14 protein-coding genes are annotated in these 14,282 nt (G+C 65.1%); 9 read left to right on the top strand and 5 right to left on the bottom strand.

The window, feature by feature from the left end:
* Positions 1–2: 2 nt before the first annotated feature.
* From ML401_RS33765 to ML401_RS33755, 3 genes are all read right to left on the bottom strand, one after another.
* A complete protein-coding gene (locus tag ML401_RS33765; RefSeq protein WP_285808501.1) occupies positions 3–683 on the bottom strand; it encodes a transglutaminase family protein in 681 nt (226 codons plus the stop codon).
* A 112-nt stretch (positions 684–795) separates the two neighbouring features.
* Positions 796–1,188: a group II truncated hemoglobin gene (locus tag ML401_RS33760; protein ID WP_285808499.1), complete on the bottom strand. Its 393-nt coding sequence runs from the start codon at positions 1,186–1,188 to the stop codon at positions 796–798.
* Between the two features lie 2 nt (positions 1,189–1,190).
* The gene (locus ML401_RS33755; protein ID WP_211415534.1) at positions 1,191–2,099 is read right to left on the bottom strand and encodes a helix-turn-helix transcriptional regulator; all 909 of its coding nucleotides are present in this window, start codon (positions 2,097–2,099) and stop codon (positions 1,191–1,193) included.
* 137 nt (positions 2,100–2,236) lie between these two features.
* Here ML401_RS33755 and ML401_RS33750 point away from each other — a divergent pair, with 137 nt between their 5' ends.
* The 5 genes from ML401_RS33750 (at position 2,237) to boxB (ending at position 8,643) form a co-directional block, all read left to right on the top strand.
* The gene (locus ML401_RS33750) at positions 2,237–3,778 is read left to right on the top strand and encodes a benzoate-CoA ligase family protein (RefSeq protein WP_285808496.1); all 1,542 of its coding nucleotides are present in this window, start codon (positions 2,237–2,239) and stop codon (positions 3,776–3,778) included.
* A gap of 95 nt (positions 3,779–3,873) precedes the next feature.
* Positions 3,874–4,692, top strand: a complete 819-nt coding sequence (locus tag ML401_RS33745; RefSeq protein WP_285808494.1) for an alpha/beta fold hydrolase — start codon at positions 3,874–3,876, stop codon at positions 4,690–4,692.
* Positions 4,693–4,710: 18 nt separating this feature from the next.
* Complete coding sequence (locus ML401_RS33740) at positions 4,711–5,235, top strand: DUF309 domain-containing protein (protein ID WP_285808492.1); 525 nt, start codon at positions 4,711–4,713, stop codon at positions 5,233–5,235.
* A gap of 118 nt (positions 5,236–5,353) precedes the next feature.
* Positions 5,354–7,042: a 2,3-epoxybenzoyl-CoA dihydrolase gene (gene boxC / locus ML401_RS33735; protein WP_285808490.1), complete on the top strand. Its 1,689-nt coding sequence runs from the start codon at positions 5,354–5,356 to the stop codon at positions 7,040–7,042.
* Between the two features lie 149 nt (positions 7,043–7,191).
* The gene (boxB, locus tag ML401_RS33730; protein ID WP_212065071.1) at positions 7,192–8,643 is read left to right on the top strand and encodes a benzoyl-CoA 2,3-epoxidase subunit BoxB; all 1,452 of its coding nucleotides are present in this window, start codon (positions 7,192–7,194) and stop codon (positions 8,641–8,643) included.
* A gap of 83 nt (positions 8,644–8,726) precedes the next feature.
* Here the strand turns inward: boxB and ML401_RS33725 are convergent, their stop codons facing one another.
* On the bottom strand, positions 8,727–9,527 hold the full coding sequence (locus ML401_RS33725) for an SDR family NAD(P)-dependent oxidoreductase (protein WP_285808487.1): 801 nt from the start codon (positions 9,525–9,527) through the stop codon (positions 8,727–8,729).
* 252 nt (positions 9,528–9,779) lie between these two features.
* Positions 9,780–10,838 (bottom strand): polysaccharide deacetylase family protein, encoded by a 1,059-nt coding sequence (locus ML401_RS33720; RefSeq protein WP_194404883.1) that lies wholly within the window; start codon positions 10,836–10,838, stop codon positions 9,780–9,782.
* A 164-nt stretch (positions 10,839–11,002) separates the two neighbouring features.
* Between ML401_RS33720 and ML401_RS33715 the strand changes: the two genes are divergently transcribed.
* The 4 genes from ML401_RS33715 to ML401_RS33700 all read left to right on the top strand — a co-directional run bounded on the left by ML401_RS33715 (position 11,003) and on the right by ML401_RS33700 (position 14,280).
* Positions 11,003–12,397, top strand: coding sequence for an OmpA family protein (locus ML401_RS33715; protein WP_211415541.1), 1,395 nt, complete (start codon positions 11,003–11,005; stop codon positions 12,395–12,397).
* 2 nt (positions 12,398–12,399) lie between these two features.
* Positions 12,400–12,696: a hypothetical protein gene (locus ML401_RS33710; protein ID WP_194404881.1), complete on the top strand. Its 297-nt coding sequence runs from the start codon at positions 12,400–12,402 to the stop codon at positions 12,694–12,696.
* Between the two features lie 91 nt (positions 12,697–12,787).
* Positions 12,788–13,378, top strand: coding sequence for a TetR/AcrR family transcriptional regulator (locus ML401_RS33705; RefSeq protein WP_211415542.1), 591 nt, complete (start codon positions 12,788–12,790; stop codon positions 13,376–13,378).
* Entirely contained in the window at positions 13,375–14,280 is a 906-nt protein-coding gene (locus ML401_RS33700) for a haloalkane dehalogenase (protein WP_259217969.1), read from the top strand. Before ML401_RS33705 ends, ML401_RS33700 begins: the two co-directional genes overlap by 4 nt.
* Positions 14,281–14,282: the final 2 nt, after the last annotated feature.

Here is a 14,282-nt window from a genome sequence, read left to right as displayed (position 1 = left end):
TGCTACCGTCCTTCCGCCTCGCGCTCCATGTCGCGGCCCGAGAGGTCCTCGCCCTGCATGTTGGCGTAGTCCCGCGCCATCTCGCGCATCAGGAATTTCGCCGGCACGTCGTGGTAGGTGCCGCGATCGTTGACATATTGCATGTAGGCGCGGCCCTCGCCGTCGAAGGGATGCAGCAGCGCATCGGTGTGACCGTCGAAATCGAGCGGCGCCACGCCGACCTTGGCGCAGAGCGTATCGTTGAACGTGGGCGTCGCCTTGCGCCAGGCGCCGTCGACATGCACCTCCGTAAAGCCATGCCAGGTGAAGATGTCCGTGCCCATGCTCGCCCGCAGCTTCTCGGTGGTGAGATGGTTCTTGACGTCCGCGAAGCCGACCCGTGCGGGAATGCCATGGACGCGGCAGGCAGCGGCATAGAGCGCGGCCTTTCCAACGCAATAGCCCTGGCCCGCGGCGAGCACGCTTGAGGCGCGAAAGGTCTCGGCGACGCGCATGCTGACGTAAGGATTATAGCGGATGCCGTCGCGCACCGCCTTGTAGAGCACGCTCGCCTTGTCGCGCGCGCTCGCATCCGCGCGCACGGCGCCTTCGGCAAATCGCTGCACGGCAGGATGATCGCTGTCGATGTACTCGCCGGGATCGGTGTAGAGGCGGCGGATCGTATCGGGGAGCATGTCGGTCATGGCGCCAGCTTAGCAGGCGATTTGCACGGAACTCAAATCACGCGATACACGGACTTTGCGCGAGGACGTTGCGTGTTCTCGACTTGCGTCGAGGCGCTGACCTTCCGTCTCACTACCGGTTGCGCATCCAGTCGGCGAGGCCGGACAGCGCCTTGTCGAGGTCCTGCCGCGCGGCGGCGTCGGTCACCGTCTCCTCCATCGCGCCGCGCATGCAGAGCATCCACGCATCGCGCTCGGCATCGCCGATGGCAAAGCCGATGTGGCGCTGACGCAACCGCGGGTGCCCCTTCTCGGGGGTGTAGAGGCGCGGCCCGCCGGTCCATTCGGTGAGATAACGCTTCAAGACGTCCCTGATCAGGCCGAGATCGTCCGCATGCATGGCGCGGATGATTGCCGCCTCCGGCAGCGTGTCCATGCGCTCGTAGAAGCGGTCGACAAGAAGGTCGATGGTGGCGCTGCCGCCGATCCGCTCGAACATGGAGGTGGTGACGTCGGTGGAGGTCATTTCTACAGCGCCACGCTCCGCAGGCCGAAGCTGCGGGCTTCGTTTTGCAGCACCGGCCGCACCGCATCGATCAGCCGTGCTGCGGCCGCATCGACGGAAAGCCCCGCCGTATCCACCACCGCCGTCGCGCGCGAATACAGCGGCTCGCGGCTGAGCAAGATGTTGCGCAGCTCGGCCATGGCGGAGCGATCATCCGCCATCGGACGCAGATCGCCCTGGCGGCGGACGCGGGCCATGTGCTCTTCGGGCTCGGCCTTTAGCCAGATCGTGTAGAACGAGGTCAGGATCTGGTCGAAGGTCAGCGGCTCGGAGACGATGCCGCCACCGGTTGCCAGCACCATCAACTCGTTGCGCGCCAGCAGCTGCTGCAGCGCCGCCTGCTCCATGCGGCGAAAGCCTTCCTGGCCGTACAGCGCGATGATCTCGGCGACCGAGAGGCCGTTCTGCTGCTCGACCTCCTTGTTGAGCTCCACAAAGCTCCAGCCCACCTTCTTCGCCAGCATCCGTCCGAGCGTCGACTTGCCGGCGCCGCGCAGGCCGATCAGCGCGATGCCGCAGAACGGCGCGCGGCGCGGCGCGGTTGCGCTGCCGCCTGCGAGCAAATCTTTCGCCTGCGCGATCTGCGCCGGCGTCGCCTTGCGCAGGAGATCGCGAAACATCTGCCAGTCCGGCGTCGGATCGGCGCTGGGTAGCAGGTCTTCGAGATGCGCGCCCATCGCGTCGGAGACGCGGCGCAGCAGCACGATCGAGACATTGCCCTTGCCGCTTTCGAGCTGCGCGATGTAGCGCTCCGAGATTCCTGATACCTTGGCGAGCACCTTGCGCGACATGCCGCGCAACGCGCGCATGGTGCGCACGCGCTGGCCGAGTTGTTCGAGGAAGCGGGATTCGGCGTCGGGACTGTCGGTCATGAGCCTTCTTTAAAAGGTGTCTTCTTGAAGGTTGTCCTGCGGCGCAATTTAATGAAACATAATGCCTGCTAGCATTGACAGCAAGCCGCTGCGGTGTCTTTCTATGAATTATAATTCTAAATTCGGGGGAGAAGTCCGTGAGCGAGGGATCCTACAACGCGGTGACCTGGCTGCTCGACCGTAACGTCGCCGAGGGCCGGGGCGACAAGCTAGCCTTCGACGACACCGTCTCGCGGCTCACCTATGGCGAGCTCCAGCAGCAGACCTGCCGCGCCGCCAACATGCTGCGCCGACTCGGCGTCCGCCGCGAGGAGCGCGTGGCGATGATCATGCTGGATACGGTCGACTTTCCGGTCGTGTTCCTGGGTGCGATCCGCGCCGGCATCGTGCCGGTGCCGCTGAACACGCTGCTGACGGCGGACCAATACGCCTACATCCTCGCCGACTGCCGCGCCCGCGTGCTGTTCGTCTCCGAGGCGCTCTACCCCGTCATCAAGGACGTGGTCGGCCGCATGCCCGATCTCGAGCATGTCGTGGTCTCCGGCGCCAAGCAGAACGGCCATAAGCAGCTCGCGGAAGAGATCGCGGGCGAGAGCGATCAGTTCACCACAGCCGCGACGCATCCGGACGAGCCGGCATTCTGGCTCTACTCGTCGGGCTCGACCGGCATGCCCAAGGGCGTGCGCCACATCCATTCCAATCTGCAGGCGACCGCCGACACCTACGCAAAACAGGTGCTCGGCATCCGCGAGAGCGACGTGTGTCTCTCCGCGGCAAAGCTGTTCTTCGCCTATGGGCTCGGCAATGCGCTGACCTTCCCGATGTCGGTCGGCGCCAGCGTGATCCTCAACAGCGAGCGGCCGACGCCGGCGCGCATGTTCGATCTGATGAACCGCTACAACCCCTCGATCTTCTACGGCGTGCCGACCTTGTTCGCGGCGATGCTCAACGACGAGACCATGAAGAGCGAGCGCGGCGGCAAGGCGCTGCGCATCTGCACTTCCGCCGGCGAGGCGCTGCCGGAATCGGTCGGCCATAGCTGGAAGAAGCGCTTCGGCGTCGATATTCTCGACGGCGTCGGCTCGACCGAGCTCTTGCACATCTTTCTCTCGAACGCGCCCGGCGACATCAAATACGGCTCCTCCGGCAAGCCGGTGCCGGGCTATGCGGTGCGGCTGGTCAATGAAGCCGGGCAGAACGTCGCCGACGGCGAGGTCGGCGAGCTCCTGGTCGATGCGCCCTCCGCTGGTGAGGGCTACTGGAATCAGCGCCACAAGAGCCGCCACACGTTCGAGGGACCCTGGACCCGCACCGGCGACAAATATGTCCGCGACGCCGACGGCCGCTACACCTTCTGTGGCCGTGCCGACGACATGTTCAAGGTCTCCGGCATCTGGGTCTCGCCGTTCGAGGTCGAGAGCGCGCTGATCACCCATCCCGCCGTGCTGGAAGCGGCTGTGGTGCCGGAAGCCGATCCGGAAGGCCTGTTGAAGCCGAAAGCCTTCGTCGTGCTGCGCCCCGGCGCGCCGACGGCAGAGCTGCAGGAGATGCTCAAGGAGCACGTCAAGCAGAAGATCGGCCCCTGGAAATATCCGCGCTGGATCGACGTGGTGGAGTCCTTGCCGAAGACGGCGACGGGCAAGATCCAGCGGTTCAAGCTGCGCGAAGGGGCGAATTGAAATCGCAGATGCCATGTCGGGCGGGCACCGCAAACGCCGCTGGACGACTGAGTGCGCGGAAGCGCCTTCTGCTCATTGCGAAGAAAAGTGACGCCATGACCAATCTTTTCCCCACCGGCTTCCTCAGCATCGACGGCGCCAGCCTCGAATACAAATGGCTCGCGCCGCAAGCCGCGGATGCACCCACCATCGTCATGCTGCATGAAGGCCTCGGCTCGGTCGGGCTCTGGGGCGATTTCCCGGAAAGACTTCAGCAAGCCACCGGCGCCGGCATTTTCGCCTATTCGCGCGCGGGCTACGGCCAGTCGAGCCCGGTCACGCTGCCGCGGCCGCTCGATTACATGCAGCGCGAAGCGCTCGACGTGTTGCCGAAAGTGCTCGACGCAATCGGCTTCAAGCGCGGCCTTCTGCTCGGCCATTCCGACGGCGCCTCGATCGCGGCGATCTATGCCGGTTCACACCAGGATCACCGCCTTCAGGGCGTTGCGCTGATCGCACCGCATTTCATCGTCGAGGACATTTCGGTGACATCCATCGCGGCGATCAAGACGACGTTCGAGACCGCCGACCTCAGGGCGAAACTGGCGCGCTGGCACAAGGACGTCGACAACGCCTTCTACGGCTGGAACGGCGCCTGGCTCGATCCGGAATTCCGCGGTTGGGACATCTCCGAATACCTCGCCTATATCCGCGTCCCCGTCCTGATCCTGCAGGGCGCGAACGACCAATATGGGACATTGCGCCAGCTCGAAATCGCCCGGGAAGAGTGCTATTGTCCGGTCGATATTAAAGTCATTTCAGAGGCGGGCCATTCCCCGCATCGTGAAGCGCCGGGGGCGACGCTTGACGCGATTGAGCAATTTGCAAAAGCGGCCCTGCGCGACGATCAGGGACTTCAGGTGCACGCCGCATGACCATGCGGAGGCACATCCATGAATGTGCCTTCACATGTGACCGGTCCGTTGCCATGGCCGCAATGGGCCCATGTGCCGGGCGAGACCGGCGCGTCCGATGCCGATTCCGACACGCTGGACATGGCCAAGGCGCTGGTGCCGTCGGCCTTCCGCGGCCACGTGCCGGCGCGGCATCCGGCGCTGCGCTACGGCCTCGCGCTCAACGACCGCGGCTATTTCTGGGAGGCGCAGGAGGTGCTCGAGGCGGTGTGGGCCGCGGCGCCCCAAGGCGGCCGCGAGCGCGTTCTGCTGCGCGCCTGCATCCACATCGCCAACGCGAATTTGCGGCTGCGCATGCAGAAGTCGCGTTCGGCGGCGCGCCTGTTCGGCGATGCGCTGGCGGAGCTGCGCAGCTTGAACTCGCGCAAGGCGGCCACGGGCGGCGACGGCTTCGTCGAGAGTTTTCCGGTCGTGGCGCTGATCGCGCAGCTGGCGGCCAAGCTCGACCGTCCAAGCCTCTCCAAGGCGGATTGTATCGCACTCGGAGCGACCGTGCGGTCTTAAGCCCTCCATGAAACAAAATGCATGTGATCCCTGTTAAGGGCTAGACGCGACCGAAAAGATGCACTATTGTGCATCTAACGCTACGGCGAAAATGCATAATCAAGCTCAGGGATGACCCATGGCCGGGGAAGATCGGCGCCTCGCAGGCGGCGCGACATTCATCGATTTCCAGACCGAACCGTCCCGCTACAAGCACTGGAAGCTGGCGGTCGATGGCGACGTCGCCACGCTGACCATGGACGTCGACGAGAATGGCGGCCTGTTCGAAGGCTATCTGCTCAAGCTCAACTCTTATGACCTCGGCGTCGACATCGAGCTGGCGGACGTGGTCCAGCGCCTGCGCTTCGAGCATCCCGAGGTGAAGGTCGTGGTGATGCGCTCGGCCAAGAACCGCGTGTTCTGCGCCGGCGCCAACATCCGCATGCTCGCGGGCTCCACGCATGCCCACAAGGTGAACTTCTGCAAGTTCACCAACGAGACCCGCAACGGCATGGAAGATTCGTCCGAGAATTCCGGCCAGCGCTTCATCACCGTGGTGAACGGCTCCGCCGCCGGTGGCGGCTATGAGCTGGCGCTCGCGACCGACCACATCATTCTCGCCGACGACGGCGCCTCTGCCGTCGCGCTGCCCGAGGTGCCGCTGCTCGCGGTGCTGCCGGGCACCGGCGGTCTCACCCGCGTCGTCGACAAGCGCAAGGTGCGCCGCGACCACGCCGATTTCTTCTGCACCATCGAGGAAGGCGTGAAGGGCAAGCGCGCCGTGCAGTGGCGCCTCGTCGACGAGATCGCGCCGAACTCCAAGCTCGAGGCCAGGATCGCCGAGCGTGCCAGGGAATTCGCGGGCCAATCCAAGCGCAAGGGCAGCGGCAAGGGTATCGCGTTGACGCCGCTCAAGCGCGTCATTGACGAAAACAGCATCCGTTACGGCTTCGTCACCGTCGACATCGACCGCGCCGCCCGCATCGCCACCATCTCGATCAAGGCCTCCGAAGCCGCGCCGCCCGCCGACATCGACGGCATGATGGCGCAGGGCGCCTCGTTCTGGCCGCTGCAGGTGGCGCGCGAGCTCGACGATGCCATCCTGCATCTGCGCATCAACGAGCTCGAGATCGCCATGCTGGTGTTCAAGAGCCATGGCGACCGTGCTCATGTGCTCGCAGCCGATGCCTTCCTCGAAGCCAACAAGGCGCACTGGCTGGTCAACGAGATCAGGCACTACTGGAAGCGCGTGCTCAAGCGCATCGACGTCACCTCGCGCACGCTGGTGACGCTGGTCGAGCCGGGCTCCTGCTTTGCCGGCACGCTCGCCGAGCTCGTCTTCGCCGCCGACCGCTCCTACATGCTGATCGGCACGCGCCAGGGCGACAACCGTCCGCCGCCGTCGATCGAGCTCTCCGCGATGAATTTCGGCCCCTATCCGATGAGCCATGGCCTGACGCGGCTGCAATCGCGCTTCCAGGCCGATCCGTCCGACGTCGAGCGCGCGGAAGCCACGCTCGGCACCAGCCTCGACGCCGAACAGGCCGAGGAGCTCGGCCTCGTCACCTTCGCGCTCGACGACATCGACTGGGACGACGAGGTCCGCGTGTTCCTGGAGGAGCGCGCCAGCTTCTCGCCCGACAGCCTCACCGGCATGGAAGCGAGCCTGCGCTTCGTCGGCCCCGAGACCATGGAATCAAAGATCTTCGCGCGCCTCACGGCGTGGCAGAACTGGATCTTCCAGCGCCCCAACGCGGTCGGCGAGGAAGGCGCGCTGCGCCGCTACGGCAGCGGCCAGAAGCCGAAATTCGATATGACGCGAGTGTAACCACCTTCGTGTCCCGGGCGCGCTAAGGCACAAAGTGACGCTGCGCAGAACCGGGACCCAGACGGACCAGACAATAGGTCCCGGCTCAGCAGTGCGGCACTTCGCGCCGCACTGCGTCCGGGACACGAGACCGATCAAGGAGCACGGCCATGAACATGAACATCATGAACGTCGACTACTCGACCAAGATTCCCAACAACGTCAATCTCGCCGAAGACCGCCAGGTGCTCAAAGCGCTGGAAGGCTGGCATCCCGGCTACATGGATTGGTGGAGCGATATGGGGCCGGAAGGCTTCCAGGAATCGCTGGTCTATTTGCGCACCGCCTATTCGGTCGATCCGCGCGGCTGGGCCAAGTTCGACTATGTCCGCATGCCCGAATATCGCTGGGGCATTCTGCTTGCGCCGCAGGAAGAGAACCGCGTCGTTCCCTTCGGCGAGCATTATGGCGAGCCTGCCTGGCAGGAAGTCCCGGGCGAGCATCGCGCCATGCTGCGCCGCCTGATCGTGATCCAGGGCGACACCGAGCCGGCTTCGGTCGAGCAGCAGCGCCATCTCGGCAAGACCGCGCCCTCGCTCTACGACATGCGCAATCTGTTCCAGGTCAACGTCGAGGAAGGCCGCCATCTCTGGGCGATGGTCTATCTGCTGCAGAAATATTTCGGCCGCGACGGCCGCGAGGAAGCCGATGATCTCTTGCGTCGCCGCTCCGGCGACGCCGACGCGCCGCGCATGCTGGGCGCCTTCAACGAGGCGACACCGGACTGGCTGTCCTTCTTCATGTTCACCTACTTCACCGACCGCGACGGCAAGATGCAGCTGCACTCGCTGGCGCAGTCCGGCTTCGATCCGCTGTCGCGCACCTGCCGCTTCATGCTGACCGAAGAAGCGCACCACATGTTCGTCGGCGAGACCGGCATCACCCGCGTCGTGCAGCGCACTTGCGACGCGATGCGAGAGGCCGGTATCACCGATCCCACCGACATCGCGAAAGTGCGCGCGCTCGGGGTGATCGACCTGCCGACCATCCAGAAGAAGCTGAACCTGCACTACACGCTGTCGCTCGATCTGTTCGGCTCGGAAGTCTCGACCAACGCGGCCAATGCCTTCAACGCCGGCATCAAGGGCCGCTATCACGAGACCCAGATCGAAGACGATCATCAGCTCAAGAACTCCACCTATCCGGTGCTCAAGCTGATCGACGGCGAGATCAAGCTGGTCGACGAGCCCGCGCTGACCGCGCTCAACATGCGCCTGCGCGACGATTACAGCCAGGACTGCGTCAAGGGCATGCTGCGCTGGAACAAGGTGATCTCGACCTCGGGGTATCAGTTCCAGCTCAAGCTGCCCAACGTCGCCTTCCACCGCCACATCGGCGAGTTCAAGGACGTGCATGCGACGCCCGACGGCATTTTGATCGACGACGCCACCTGGGCCAAGCGCAAGGACGAGTGGCTGCCCTCGACCGCCGACGGCGACTTCATCACCTCGCTGATGCAGCCCGTCACCGAGCAAGGCAAGTACGCTTCCTGGATCTCGCCGCCGAAAGTCGGCATCGACAACAAGCCGGGCGATTTCGAGTACGTGAAGATCGAGTCGTGAGGAGCGGCGAATGGTGAATGGCGAGTAGCGAATAGAGAACGAGTGTCTATTCGCCATTCGCTACTCGCCATTCGCATTCAAGCCTACCCCGCGATCTCCAGCCCCGCATTCGCATACACCACGCCGCCGTCGACCGCGATGGTGTTGCCGACCACGTAATCGCCGGCGCGCGAGGCGAGATAGATCGCCACCCCCGCCATGTCCTCGTCGCTTCCGATGCGCCGCGCCGGGATGCGCTTGGCGACTTCGTCGGAATGGTCGCGCGCGGCGCGGTTCATGTCCGACTTGAAGGCGCCCGGCGCGATCGCGGTGACGTTGATATTGTCCTTGATCAGCTTGGTCGCCATGCGCCGCGTCAAATGGATCACCGCAGCCTTGCTGGCGGCGTAGGAATAGGTCTCGCTCGGATTGACGAAGATGCCGTCGACCGAGGCAATATTGATCACCTTCGCCGGACGTTCCGCGCTTGCGGCCGCGCGCAACGGCTTCGCCAGCGCCTTGGTCAGGAAGAACAGCGACTTGACGTTGAGGTCCATCACCTTGTCCCAGCCGCTTTCGGGGAATTCGTCGAATTCCGCGCCCCAGGCCGCGCCCGCATTGTTGACGAGGATGTCGAGCTTCGGCTCCAGCTTGATGATCTCGGAGGCGAGCCTCTCGCAGCCCTCGATGGTGGAGATGTCGATCGGCAACGCGATGCATTCGCCGTCATATTGCGCGGTGAGCTCCTTTGCGGTCGCCTCGCACGGTCCGGCCTTGCGCGCGGTGATGTAGACCTTTGCGGCGCCGGCGCTGAGAAATCCCGCCGCGATCATCTTGCCGATGCCGCGCGAGCCGCCGGTCACCAGCGCGACGCGGCCTTTGAGCGAAAACAGGTCGTTGAACATGAGGCCTCCCTTGGTTTGGCGCTGTTTTGGGCGGGGAGGAGAGGGGAGTCAAGGAAGGGGCTGATGATATGCGAGTGTGGCGGGAAGGCGCTTCGACTCACTCGATGTCGTCCCCGCGCACGCGGGGACCCATAACCCCAGGGAGCAGTTTGCGAAGATTCGTCGATCGGGACTGCGACCAACCGAGATCGATAAATTCCGCGGTATGGGTCCCTGCTTTCGCAGGGACGACGGCGGGGGATTGGAGCGCGCCTACGCCGCCGCGATGCGGCGGAAGCCGTTCCACATCGCGGTCGCGGCGCCCGAGGTCAGCACCGGCAGGATGCGAGCGTCCTGGTAGTTGCCGTTGAGCGAGACGCGCGGCAGCGCCGTCATCTGGCCGGCATTTTCGGCGAACAGCATGCCGGGCCGCGTCGTCACCGCGGTCTTGAAGCCGGCCGTCGCGGCCAGGCCGAATTCGCGCGTGCCCGCGGCCTCGCGGTCACCATAGGGATAAGCGAGATGCAGCACGGGGCGCTCGAGCGCCTCTTCGATCCGCGCGCGGCTGGTGGCCAGCTCCTGTGCGGCGATGTCTTCCGCCTGCTTGGCGAGATTGCAATGGCTGACGCTATGCGCGCCGATCGTGACCAGCGGATCGGCTGCAAATGTCTTCAGCTCGGTCCAGGACAGGCAGAGGCTGCGGCACAGCGCGGCCATGTCGACGCCGTATGCCGTGCAGAGCGCCTCGATCTCTCGCTTGAGGTCATGCTCGCCCGGCAGCGCGCGCAGCCAGTCGTGCAGGCGGTCGTACGCGGCCTGCTTGGCCGCGGGCGTCGTCGCATCGAGCCGCAGTGCAGAATGGCCGATCTTGACGTCGATCTGCTCGGCCTTGGCGATCACGGCCTCCAGCGCCTCCCACCACAGCCGTCCGGTCCCTTCGGCAAAATCGCTCGCGACATAGACCGTCAGCGGTGCGTTGAATTCGCGCAGCACGGGCAGCGCATGGTCCAGATTGTCGCGATAGCCGTCGTCGAAGGTGAAGGCGGCGAAGCGGCGGTCGAACCGGCCCTGCACCAGCCGCTCATGCAGCTCGTCCATGGTGACGATGTCGATGTCGCGCGAGCGCAAATGGCACAGCGTCGCGCGCAGGAATTCGGGGGTGACCTCGAGATGCCGGTTCGGCTGGAACGCGGCCTCGCTGGCCGGCCGCACGTGGTGCAGCATGAAAATAGCGCCGACGCCCGACAAAAGCGGGCGCAAGAGGTGGTGCGCCCCGCTGAAGTAAAGTGCTCCCAGCCCGGCGCGGATGACGTTGTTACGCAGTTGTTTCATGACCGGCTGGCGGACTCTGGCATTCCGCTTTCAACTTACGGAAGAACCCTTGAAGAAAAAGTTATTCCGATTGTCCGACCCGTGCCCCCGGCAGGGCGCCATTTCCGGTTTGACAGCCTGCCAAGGGTTTGTTTTGTCTCCGTTTCCAGAGTTCGGGTCGTCGAATGCAGAAGCTTTTCAGGTGGGCCAGCAAATGGTGGCCGGGGTTGATTCCCCTGGCCGTCATGTGGGGATTTGCGGCCTGGAATAATACCTTACCGGTCGAAGCCGACCTCTCGGCCCGCAGCTCGGCCGCGCTGAAAGGGACCGTTCTGGACAAGACCCGGATCGCGGTCGACGGTCGCGACGTCAGCCTGGTCGCCGACGCCTTCTCCGAGGAGGGGCGCCGCGATGCCGTGACGGCGGTCGAAACCGTCCCCGGCGTGCGCCTGGTCGACGACCGGACTCGCCTTGTTCCCGAAGCCCAGCCGTTCGTCTGGAACGCCGAGCGCGACGTGGTGCGGGTGACGCTGTCGGGCTCCGCGCCCCTGCCGGCGATCAAGGGCCGACTGACCGAGGCAGCCCGCAAGGAGGTCGGCGGCGCCGAGGTGGCCGACCAGATGGGCCTGGCGCGCGGCGCGCCGCCGCGCTTCGAAGCGGCCGCGATGCTGCTACTGGACCAGATCGGCAAGCTCAAGGACGGCAAGATCACGATCACCGACACCAAGGTCAATCTGTCGGGCATGGCGCGCGAGCTCGGCGGCCGTGAAGCGATCGCAGCCGCGCTGAAGAACCTGCCCGAGGGCTTCTCTGTCGCCGCCAACGACGTCAAGGCGCCGCCCTACATCTTCCAGGCCTACAAGGACCCGGTCGCCGCAACCGTGACGTTGACCGGCTACGTCCCCGACAACACCATCCACGCGGCGATCGCGACCAGCGCCGCGCGAAAATTCTTCACCGAAAAGGTCGTCGACAATCTCAAGGCCAGCCTCGGCGCGCCCGGCTCGTTCAACACCGCCGTGGTCGCAGCGCTCGGCGCGCTGTCACGACTGTCGACCGGCACGCTCGTTGTGTCCGATCGCGAGGTGAAGCTGTCGGGCGATGCCCTCTACGAGGGGGCCGCCAACGACATTCGTGCAGGCCTCGGCAAGGACTTCCCGAAGAACTGGCAATACAAGCCGGAGATCACCGTGAAGCCCGCGGCAGGGCCGGTCGACGGCACCGTGTGCCAGCAATTGTTCACGGACCTGCTGGCCAAGGGCAAGATCCGCTTCGCGCCCAAGCGTGCCGACATCGATCCGGATTCCGCCGCCATCCTCGATCATCTGATCGAGACGGCGCTGCGCTGCCCCACAACGAATGTCGAGGTCGCCGGACACACCGATGCGGATGGCGAGGACGGCTTCAACCGGGCTCTCTCGGAGAAGCGCGCGCAGGCGGTGATCGACTATCTGGTCAAGGCCGGCCTGCCCGCCAGCCGCTTCACCGCGGTCGGCCATGGCAGCACGCAGCCCGTTGCCGGCAACGACACCGACGACGGCAAGGCGCAGAACCGCCGCATCGAATTTCTGGTGAGGTGACGATGCCCTATCTCGTCTCGTTCCATCTGGGTTGGCTGATCGGCTCGGTGCTGCTCGGCTTCTGCATGGGCTGGATCTCGGTGGTCCAGCGCGGCAACGGCACATCGAAGGTGACCGCGCGCTGGCTCGCCGCGCTCGCCGCGGCCCTGGTCGCGGCTTCGCTCGCCCATGTCGTCCCCGGCCGCTTCGGCTATTGGCTCGACCTCGGCCTGATCATGTTCGCCTGCTACCTCGTCGGCTGCACCATCGGCGCCTGGCTGCGCGACCGCGTGGTGGCGCGCAGCATGCGGGCCGGCTAACCGCCGCCCCAGGTTCGCCCTCCGATCGGCACGCCACGAAGCACGCGAAAGACCCGCTTGACAATAATACGTACGTACGTATTATTTCGTTATGCCCAAGCCTTCGCTTAAAGACGCCATCCTCGACGCCGGCCTTAAGGTCATGTTCCGGACCGGCTATCACGGCACCAGCGTGCGTGATGTCACCGCAGCGGCGGGTGCCCCGCAGGGCTCCTTCACCAATCATTTTCGCTCCAAGGAGGCGTTCGCCTCGGAGGTGCTGGATCGCTATTTCGAGATCACGAAGGGATTGGTGGCGGAGGCTCTGGATGACGCCTCGCTGACGCCGCGGGCGCGGCTCAAGCGCTATCTCGACATCATCACCGGACGGCTCGAGGCCGACGGTTTTGGCCGCGGCTGCCTGATCGGCGATCTCAGCCTCGAGGCGGCCGGCAGCAGCGAGATACTGCGCACCCGTCTTTCCGAGATATTTGCCGAGTGGCGCCTGCCCTTCGCGGCCTGCATCAGCGAGGCGCAGCGCAGCGGCGAGATCGCTTCCGAATTCGAGCCTGAGGAGCTTGCCGACTTCCTGCTCGCCTCCTGGCAGGGCGCGATCCTGCGCATGAAGGTCGACCGCACGCCCCAGGCGCTCGAGCGTTTCAAGACCATCGCCTTCAAAACCGTCTTCAAGGAGTCGACATGAGCCAGCAAGCCGAGATCCAGATCCGCACCGTCGCCGTGCTGGGGAGCACGATGGCATATCGTGAGGCAGGCCCGAAGGACGCGCCGGTCGCGCTCTTCCTTCACGGCAATCCGACATCGTCGCATATCTGGCGAAACATCCTGCCGTTGGTGTCCCCCGTGGCGCGTTGCATCGCGCCCGACCTGATCGGCTTCGGCCAGTCCGGCAAGCCCGATATCGCCTACCGCTTCTTCGACCACGTTCGTTATCTCGACGCGCTGATCGAGCAGCTCGGCATCGCCTCGGCCTATCTCGTTGCGCAGGATTGGGGCACGGCGCTGGCATTTCATCTCGCCGCGCGCCGGCCGGCCTTCGTGCGCGGCCTCGCCTTCATGGAGTTCATCCGGCCGATGCCGACCTGGCAGGATTTCCACCAGGTCGATGCCGCGCGCGAGACGTTCCGCAAATTCAGGACGCCGGGCGAGGGCGAGGCCATGATCCTGGAGGCCAACGCCTTCGTCGAACGCGTGCTGCCCGGCGGCATCATGCGCACATTGAGCGAAGAGGAGATGGCGCCGTACCGCACGCCGTTTCCGACGCCGGAGAGCCGCCGTCCCGTTCTTGTGTTCCCTCGGGAATTGCCGATCGCCGGCGAGCCCGCCGATGTTGCTCAGGCGCTGCAATCGGCGCATGCGTCGCTGAAAGCGTCCACATATCCGAAGCTGCTGTTCGCAGGCGAGCCGGGGGCCGTCGTCGCTCCAAGATTTGCCGAGACGTTCGCAGCCTCGCTGCAGCACTGCGCGCTCGTCCGCCTCGGGCCCGGCCGGCATTACCTTCAGGAGGATCACCCCGACGCGATCGGCCGCTCAATTGCCGGCTGGATCGCCGGCATCGAAGCAGTACGTCCCCAGCTTGCGGCCTGACG

The sequence above is a fragment of the Bradyrhizobium sp. 62B genome (assembly GCF_030272265.2).
GTDB lineage: Bacteria > Pseudomonadota > Alphaproteobacteria > Rhizobiales > Xanthobacteraceae > Bradyrhizobium.
Note: the sequence above shows the minus strand (reverse complement) of the source record. Positions and strands in the feature narration are given on the sequence as shown.

Excerpts from the sequence above, each read along its gene's own strand:
- ML401_RS33755 (WP_211415534.1), bottom strand. The coding sequence starts at position 2,099 with ATGACCGACAGTCCCGACGCCGAATCCCGCTTCCTCGAACAACTCGGC.
- boxB (WP_212065071.1), top strand. The coding sequence starts at position 7,192 with ATGAACATGAACATCATGAACGTCGACTACTCGACCAAGATTCCCAAC.
- ML401_RS33745 (WP_285808494.1), top strand. The coding sequence starts at position 3,874 with ATGACCAATCTTTTCCCCACCGGCTTCCTCAGCATCGACGGCGCCAGC.
- ML401_RS33725 (WP_285808487.1), bottom strand. The coding sequence starts at position 9,527 with ATGTTCAACGACCTGTTTTCGCTCAAAGGCCGCGTCGCGCTGGTGACC.
- ML401_RS33720 (WP_194404883.1), bottom strand. The coding sequence starts at position 10,838 with ATGAAACAACTGCGTAACAACGTCATCCGCGCCGGGCTGGGAGCACTT.
- ML401_RS33710 (WP_194404881.1), top strand. The coding sequence starts at position 12,400 with ATGCCCTATCTCGTCTCGTTCCATCTGGGTTGGCTGATCGGCTCGGTG.
- boxC (WP_285808490.1), top strand. The coding sequence starts at position 5,354 with ATGGCCGGGGAAGATCGGCGCCTCGCAGGCGGCGCGACATTCATCGAT.
- ML401_RS33700 (WP_259217969.1), top strand. The coding sequence starts at position 13,375 with ATGAGCCAGCAAGCCGAGATCCAGATCCGCACCGTCGCCGTGCTGGGG.
- ML401_RS33715 (WP_211415541.1), top strand. The coding sequence starts at position 11,003 with ATGCAGAAGCTTTTCAGGTGGGCCAGCAAATGGTGGCCGGGGTTGATT.
- ML401_RS33740 (WP_285808492.1), top strand. The coding sequence starts at position 4,711 with ATGAATGTGCCTTCACATGTGACCGGTCCGTTGCCATGGCCGCAATGG.
- ML401_RS33760 (WP_285808499.1), bottom strand. The coding sequence starts at position 1,188 with ATGACCTCCACCGACGTCACCACCTCCATGTTCGAGCGGATCGGCGGC.
- ML401_RS33765 (WP_285808501.1), bottom strand. The coding sequence starts at position 683 with ATGACCGACATGCTCCCCGATACGATCCGCCGCCTCTACACCGATCCC.
- ML401_RS33705 (WP_211415542.1), top strand. The coding sequence starts at position 12,788 with ATGCCCAAGCCTTCGCTTAAAGACGCCATCCTCGACGCCGGCCTTAAG.